This window comes from Wohlfahrtiimonas larvae (genome assembly GCF_002006755.1).
Lineage (GTDB): Bacteria > Pseudomonadota > Gammaproteobacteria > Cardiobacteriales > Wohlfahrtiimonadaceae > Wohlfahrtiimonas > Wohlfahrtiimonas larvae.
Map to the genome: position 1 here is coordinate 1 of NZ_MVDO01000208.1, position 7504 is coordinate 7504.

Below are 7504 nucleotides of genomic sequence, written 5' to 3' on the forward strand. Positions count from 1 at the left end.
ACTTAAAATGCTCATTTTAATCAAAAATATCATGGCTATATGAATTTATCTTATAGCCATTTTTATCACACAATTTTTATAATGATTATTGAGAACAACTTTGAATCAATTGCTCAATCTGTTGCTGGCTTAACAAATTTTCATAAGTGCCCACAATGATGGATTCAATGCCTGTATTTTTTAATAGCTGATAAGTTGCCTTTTCTGATTGGCAAAATGCATTCAACTCTTTTGTGCCTACACCCATAACTTCTTGAGTTCCACAAATATAATCACTCACAGCCTTCTGTGCTTCTAATGCTTTTTCAAAATCAACTTTCAGCGCTGTTTGATCATAGCATTTTAATAAATCTTTATTTTTAGTTAAATCTTCAATGACATTTGAGTAATTATTAAATTCAATATAGGCAGTTTTACCAATTGTATATGTGCGAATTGCCCCATCTTTTGAAACCCACTCTGCATTACTACCATTAATATTGGGATAATTAGCCTGACCATAATGGTGCGCTAACCCATCTTCCACTTTAGATAAATCAGATGGCCTAACACTCAACGTCACAGACGCTAAACCTAAATGATTTCTATGGAAAGCAATACCATAAGGTGCAACATCCATATTTGTAAAAAACTCTTTTTGGAAAGTCTGAATAAATGTCTCTGTGGACATGAAGTTTTTCACTGTATATTCCATCGAGCATTCACCATCATAGCATCGTGACAATAAAACAGTTTCTTGACCATTACTTAAAATATTATCGTCTTCTGAAGTATTATTTTTAAAGTAATGATTCAATGGCTGGATAACTTCATCTAAATCTGATTCTTTCAGTGAGAAATAAACTACAAGCTCTTGTGGCTCTAATGTCACAAATAAACGCACATTATTTATTGGCATATCTAACAGTAGAAATTGCTCTGTGGATTCTTCATAAGCCATCAATGATTGTGCATCCTTCAACCATGAATATGTATAAGGTGTTGACCATTGATATTCACCAACGCCATCAATAGTTTTAGTTAATTGTGGCTGAATATCCTGCCCCAATTGAATTTTCTTTTGTACTTCAAACCACTGTGAAAAACTATTTGCCACAAGATGTTTATAATTTAATTCAGACATCTCCTTCATCATCGCCACAACAGCATCATTCTGAGAGTTTTGCCCTACAATTTCTCGTACACTTGGATTCGGCCATTGTTTAGATAAGCTCTGCTGAAATTGATCAACTGTTATCATTGTTTGTGCTTCTGTTGCGGTTTTCGCCCATGTAGATGAGCAAATCAATACTAAACTGACCATCAAAGCAGTACGTTTCATATCTTCCCTTTTATATTTATCAAAATTATGATGTTATAATTATAGGCTTAAATGCTGATAAAAAATATTCTCTATAAATATTCCAATAATACATGTGCGTTTTCATAAGCACGCAAATATCAAGGCCTTCATTATGACAAAACGTATTGTAATTTTATTAGTCATCTTATTTGCTGTGAAATTTTTTGTAAGCAGCTATCAAAAATATCAAGAAAAATCATCATTTCAAAGAGAAACCTTAGCTCAATTGGCACCTTACCAAGATGCAGGTAAAGAGCTATTAGATATTATCCAAAAAGTTGATAATGAGCTTTATCAAACGATCCAACAACAAGTAAAAACCACAGAGTTATCTACACCTGAACAGTTAAATCAATACTTACAAACTATCATCATAACCCTAGAATCATTAATGGAATCTCGGCTCAACCAAACATCCAGCGCAGCTTTTCAGCAATTTATGATCACCAATAATAATGTGTTACAAGAACTTTTGATCAAAGATCCAAGTGGAAATATGTGTATAGGGATTTCTCTTGGTGATATAGAATCCATCAAAAAATCTGCCGACTTAATTAGTGAACCTTTACGCACCCAAAAACTTAATGCAACAAAGGCTGTTCTCCTAGACTCTGTGCAAATGCAGCCTAAATACAATTTTACTGATGATGAAAAGATGGCATTTTGGCAGCAAACTTTAACAAAAGTTGTTCAAAAATATCCCCCCATACTTTTTGAGCAGGTGGATTTATCTTTCCAAGAGATGACAGAGAAAGCCATGGTTTGCCAATTTTTTATTGATATTGCCCAAGAATTTATTGATGCAGAAGACCAAAATTTATCCATAGCAACTTGGCAACTCATAAACCAATAATAAAGACAAATTGCGCATTTTTTCGCTATAATGGTCCGTTATATGTAAAATTTCATGGTGATTGATCAATGTCCTCTTTTTTTATTACTTGCGCACAAGGTTTAGCGCCTTATGTTATCGATGAATTAGCAGCTTTAGGCATCGAATCTACAAGCGATGCGACAGGCGTGCGTTTTGAAGGTGGGCTAAAAGAGGCTTATCAAGCACTATTATGGACGCGCTGCGGTTCACGTGTATTATTACAATTGAAAACAGGTAGCATGAAAGATTTAGATGATCTTCATTTGCAACTATCTGGCTTTCCTTGGTCAACACACATGTCAGACAATCACACATTTGTGATTCAAGTAACCACTAAGCGCGCTCAGCACATTCATACACAATATGCCGCACAACGTGTAAAAGATGCCATTGTTGATTATTTCGATATGACAACGGGCGGTCGTCCTTCTGTGGATAAAGATGATCCTAACTTGCGTTTTTATGTGCACATTCAAGATACAAGCTACACATTGTATTTAGATTTAAGTGGTGAACCTTTACATAAACGTGGTTTCCGTACTGAGCAAGGCGCCGCGCCCATTAAAGAAAACTTAGCAGCAGCCTTGTTATATCGTTCTAAATGGCCTGAGAAAGCTAAAGAGCATCAAGATTTCATCGATCCATTATGTGGTGCAGGTACGATTCTGATTGAAGCTGCATTGATGGCGCGTGACATTGCTCCTGGTTTATATCGCCCAACATTTGGCTTTGAAAACTGGCTCTTACATGATGCGCATCTTTGGAGCGAATGCGTTAAATTTGCAAAGCATCGTGCTGAAGTGGGTAAAGATCAATATCAAGGCAGACTATACGGTGTTGAACGTAATGCACGTATGATTGGTATTACGAAAGCCAATGCAGATAGAGCGGGCGTATTGAAAAATATGTCATTCTCGCACCAGATGTTCCAACATTTCAAAAAGCCTGAAAACTTAGGTGAAAAAGGCTTAATCGTGACAAACCCACCTTATGGTGAACGTTTGGGCGAAAAAGAAGAGTTGAAACCAACCTATATGGAACTCGGCGATTGGTTACGCCCTTATGTTGGCTTTGAAGCGGGCATCATCACTTCTGAAGTTGAACTTGGTAAGCAAATGGGTTTACGTGCTCGTAAAGTGAATAAATTCTACAATGGTGCATTGGAGTGCGTTTACTTGCAATTTGCAATTGAAGAACAATACTTTGTGGATCGTAAAGCAGCTGATAGTCGCCAAGAAAAACGTAACCTTGAAGAATTGATGTCTGAAGGCGGGCAAGATTTCTTCAACCGCCTCACAAAGAACAAAAAGAAATGGGAAAAATGGGCGAAACAAAACCATATCATGTGTTATCGAACATACGATTCCGATTTACCTGAATTTAACGTAGCTATTGATCGTTATGATCAATCATTAGTGATCTATGAATTCAAAGCACCGAAAAGCATTGATGCAGAAAAAGCAGCCAAGCGCTTAGAAAAAATCCAAGCGATTGTGCCATTAGTATTTTCAGAAATTGATGCTAAGAATATTCATTTCAAATTGCGTGAGCGCCAAAAAGGCACAAACCAATATGAAAAAGAAGAAGAGCGTGGTGAATTTTTCCCTGTGGAAGAAACTGGGGCAAAATTATGGGTAAACTTAGTTAATTACTTAGATACAGGTTTATTCTTGGATCATCGCAATGTACGTAAAATGATTAAAGAGAAAGCGCGCGGCACAAACTTCTTAAACCTATTTGCATATACAGGCAGCGCAAGTGTTTTGGCTGCCATTGGTGGCGCTAAAACTGTGACAACTGTGGATATGTCCAAAACTTATCTGAAATGGGCTGAAAACAACTTTGCATTGAATGATTTATCAGGCAAGCAATATGAGTTCATCCAAAAAGATGTTTTAGAATGGCTCAAAACAATGGCTTTACACGTCAGTGAATTACCATTGATGCAAAAGCGTGATGCGCGTTATGATTTAATTTTCATGGATCCGCCATCTTTCTCTAACTCAAAACGCATGGCAGATGTATTAGATATTCAACGCGATCATGTACGTTTGATTGAAGATGCAATGGAAATTTTAGCAAAAGATGGTTTGTTAATTTTCTCCACCAATTTACGTAATTTCAAAATGGATTCATTAATTACAGAAAATTTTGATGTCAAAGATGTTTCTCGCGAAACTTTACCGATGGATTTTGCACGTGATCCTAAGATTCGCCAATGTTTTATGATTAAACATTCCAAAATTTAAATTTATTTTGTAAAAAATTTAGTCTGAGTTTTTACCCCCGTCTCTGATTTCTAAAATTTGTTGCTAGATAATATGCATGAAGTCAGAGTTAATGAGAATCGCTAACATAAAGAAAAGATTCTTATATCAACCTAATAAACAAATATGACATGTAAAGAGAACGAAAATGGTGCTATATTAATAGCACCTTATCTTTATGCGGGAAATTGTAAATTTCAAATGTTAAAAATTACACGTGAAACAGATTATGCTTTAGTAATCATGACCCATTTAGCGAAGCATGAATTGGCTCAAAGTGCATCACAAATTGCTAGTGATTGTCACCTAAGCCCAGCATTTACGAGTAAAATTTTAAAAATTCTCACAAAAGAGAAGCTATTAACATCCATTCGCGGTTCACAAGGCGGATATATTCTGGAAAAAAGACCAGAAGCCATTACGCTTCTTGAAATTATTGTCGCCATTGAAGGCCCTATGTCCATCAATGACTGTGTCAATGATCACTCTTTATGTGAACGATCACATAACTGTGAACTCACACCACATTGGATATTGATTAATAGAATTCTCCATCGAGAATTTTCCAACATATCCTTAGCATCTCTTGCGGTTATGCCTAAAAAAGATGCCCTAGGGGAAATTAACATTCCCATTACAAAAGTTACTGTTTAGAGAGTTATTATGGAACAAATTCAGAAATTAACTGAGGAAGAGTACGCGTACGGTTTCGTCACGGACATTCCACAGGAAACCTTGCCACCAGGTTTAGATGAAGATGTGATTCGTAAAATTTCAGCAATGAAAAAAGAACCACAATGGTTATTAGATTATCGTTTAAAAGCTTATGCTGCATGGCTTGAAATGGAAATGCCAGATTGGGCACATTTAAAAATTGACCCAATTGATTATCAAGCAATCTCTTACTATTCTGCACCCAAATCCTTGTCAGAATTACAAGAAGAAGCACCGAAAAGCTTAGATGAGGTGGACCCAGAATTATTGCGCACCTATGAGCGCTTAGGGATTCCTTTAGAGGAGCAAGAAATTTTAGCTGGTGTTGCGGTGGATGCAGTATTTGACTCTGTTTCAGTTGCCACAAGCTACAAAGGTAAACTACTTGAACAAGGTATTATCTTCTGTTCATTCAGTGAAGCTGTTCAAGAATACCCTGATTTAGTACAAAAATATTTAGGTACAGTAGTTTCTTTTAAAGATAACTTCTTTGCTGCATTGAATGCTGCCGTATTTACAGATGGTTCATTTGTTTATATTCCTAAGGGCGTTCGCTGCCCAATGGAATTATCCACCTATTTCCGTATTAATGCGGCAAATACGGGACAGTTTGAACGCACATTAATTATTGCTGATGATCAAAGCTATGTCTCTTACTTAGAAGGTTGTACTGCACCACAGCGTGATGAAAACCAATTACACGCAGCAGTGGTTGAGTTGATCGCGATGGAAGATGCAACCATCAAATATTCAACGGTACAAAACTGGTATCCTGGCGATAAAAACGGCGTTGGCGGTATTTATAACTTCGTTACTAAGCGCGGGATCTGTCAAGGCGACCGTTCTAAAATCTCTTGGACACAAGTGGAAACAGGTTCATCCATCACTTGGAAATACCCAAGCTGTATTTTAAAAGGTGATGATTCAGTGGGTGAATTCTACTCTGTTGCAGTTGCGCGCGATTGCCAGCAAGCAGATACAGGCACAAAGATGATTCACATCGGTAAAAATACACGTTCAACAATTATTTCTAAAGGTATTTCAGCAGGCGTTGCTCAAAATATCTATCGTGGCTTGGTTCGTATCAACCCAAGCGCAACAGGTGCACACAACTATTCACAATGTGATTCTATGTTGATGGGTGATCGTTGCGGTGCGCACACCTTCCCTTACATTGATGTGCGTAACTCACAATCCAAAGTTGAGCATGAAGCATCAACATCTAAAATCTCTGAAGAACAGTTGTTCTACTGTCAACAAAGAGGTTTATCACAAGAAGATGCGATTAGCTTAATTGTTAACGGATTCTGTAAAGAAGTTTTCCAAGAGTTGCCAATGGAGTTTGCGGTAGAAGCACAGAAACTCATTGAGCTCAAACTCGAAGGCAGCGTTGGTTAATTAGATCATTATTGGGAACAAAGCAATGTTAGAAATTAAAAATTTAAAAGTAGCAGTTGAAGATCACGTAATCCTAAAAGGTGTAACTTTAACAATTAACGATGGCGAAATTCACGCAATCATGGGACCAAACGGTTCTGGTAAAAGTACGTTAGCCAACATCATCGCAGGTAAAGATGGTTACGATATTTTAGAAGGTGAAATCCTTTTAGATGGCGTAAATATCTTAGAAATAGATCCTGAAGAACGTGCACATAAAGGCTTATTCTTAGGCTTCCAACATCCTGCTGAATTGCCAGGTGTTAACAACATGTACTTCTTGAAAAGTGCTATAAACAGCATTCGCAAAGCGCGCGGTCAAGAAGAAATGGATGCACTAGAATTCTACGATTTCTTACAAGATCGCATGAAAAAAGTAAAAATGGATCCTGCTTTCTTGAAGCGTTTCGTGAACGAAGGCTTCTCTGGCGGTGAGAAAAAACGTAACGAAATCCTACAAATGCTTGTCTTAGAGCCATCAACAGTGATTCTAGATGAAACTGACTCAGGTTTGGACATCGATGCGTTGAAAGTAATCTCTGATGGTATCAATACATTACGTGATGAAAACCGTTCATTCTTGTTGATTACTCACTACCAACGCTTATTGAACTACGTTTCTCCTGATGTTGTTCACGTTTTAGTGGATGGCGAATTGGTAGCAACTGGTGATAAATCATTGGCGCTCGACTTAGAAAAAAATGGTTATATATCTTACCGTGGTGACAACGCAGGCGGCTCTCGTAAAGAATAAGGAATTCAACATGCTACAGACATTAACGGATAAAGTCCGATTAGAACGTTGGAGAGAAACGCCTTTAAAACGAGTTTTATCGACTGAGTGGAAAGGCGAAGTAATTTCTAATCCAC

Annotated in this window: 6 protein-coding genes; 5 read left to right on the forward strand and 1 reads right to left on the reverse strand. The window is 37.2% G+C overall.

Going from position 1 to position 7504, the window contains the following annotated elements:
• Positions 1-85: 85 nt before the first annotated feature.
• Positions 86-1321 (reverse strand): hypothetical protein, encoded by a 1236-nt coding sequence (locus BZK14_RS10870; RefSeq protein WP_077926509.1) that lies wholly within the window; start codon positions 1319-1321, stop codon positions 86-88.
• A 133-nt stretch (positions 1322-1454) separates the two neighbouring features.
• Between BZK14_RS10870 and BZK14_RS10875 the strand changes: the two genes are divergently transcribed.
• From BZK14_RS10875 to sufC, 5 genes are all read left to right on the forward strand, one after another.
• Positions 1455-2195 carry a hypothetical protein gene (locus BZK14_RS10875; protein WP_077926510.1) on the forward strand — a complete coding sequence of 247 codons (741 nt, stop codon included), beginning with the start codon at positions 1455-1457 and terminating at the stop codon, positions 2193-2195.
• Positions 2196-2263: 68 nt separating this feature from the next.
• Positions 2264-4465, forward strand: a complete 2202-nt coding sequence (gene rlmKL, locus BZK14_RS10880) for a bifunctional 23S rRNA (guanine(2069)-N(7))-methyltransferase RlmK/23S rRNA (guanine(2445)-N(2))-methyltransferase RlmL (RefSeq protein WP_077926511.1) — start codon at positions 2264-2266, stop codon at positions 4463-4465.
• A gap of 219 nt (positions 4466-4684) precedes the next feature.
• Positions 4685-5137, forward strand: a complete 453-nt coding sequence (locus tag BZK14_RS10885) for an SUF system Fe-S cluster assembly regulator (RefSeq protein WP_077926514.1) — start codon at positions 4685-4687, stop codon at positions 5135-5137.
• Between the two features lie 9 nt (positions 5138-5146).
• Complete coding sequence (sufB, locus tag BZK14_RS10890; protein WP_077926512.1) at positions 5147-6595, forward strand: Fe-S cluster assembly protein SufB; 1449 nt, start codon at positions 5147-5149, stop codon at positions 6593-6595.
• 25 nt (positions 6596-6620) lie between these two features.
• A complete protein-coding gene (gene sufC, locus BZK14_RS10895; RefSeq protein WP_077926513.1) occupies positions 6621-7388 on the forward strand; it encodes a Fe-S cluster assembly ATPase SufC in 768 nt (255 codons plus the stop codon).
• Positions 7389-7504: the final 116 nt, after the last annotated feature.

Excerpts from the sequence above, each read along its gene's own strand:
- BZK14_RS10870 (WP_077926509.1), bottom strand. The coding sequence starts at position 1,321 with ATGAAACGTACTGCTTTGATGGTCAGTTTAGTATTGATTTGCTCATCT.
- BZK14_RS10875 (WP_077926510.1), top strand. The coding sequence starts at position 1,455 with ATGACAAAACGTATTGTAATTTTATTAGTCATCTTATTTGCTGTGAAA.
- rlmKL (WP_077926511.1), top strand. The coding sequence starts at position 2,264 with ATGTCCTCTTTTTTTATTACTTGCGCACAAGGTTTAGCGCCTTATGTT.
- BZK14_RS10885 (WP_077926514.1), top strand. The coding sequence starts at position 4,685 with ATGTTAAAAATTACACGTGAAACAGATTATGCTTTAGTAATCATGACC.
- sufB (WP_077926512.1), top strand. The coding sequence starts at position 5,147 with ATGGAACAAATTCAGAAATTAACTGAGGAAGAGTACGCGTACGGTTTC.
- sufC (WP_077926513.1), top strand. The coding sequence starts at position 6,621 with ATGTTAGAAATTAAAAATTTAAAAGTAGCAGTTGAAGATCACGTAATC.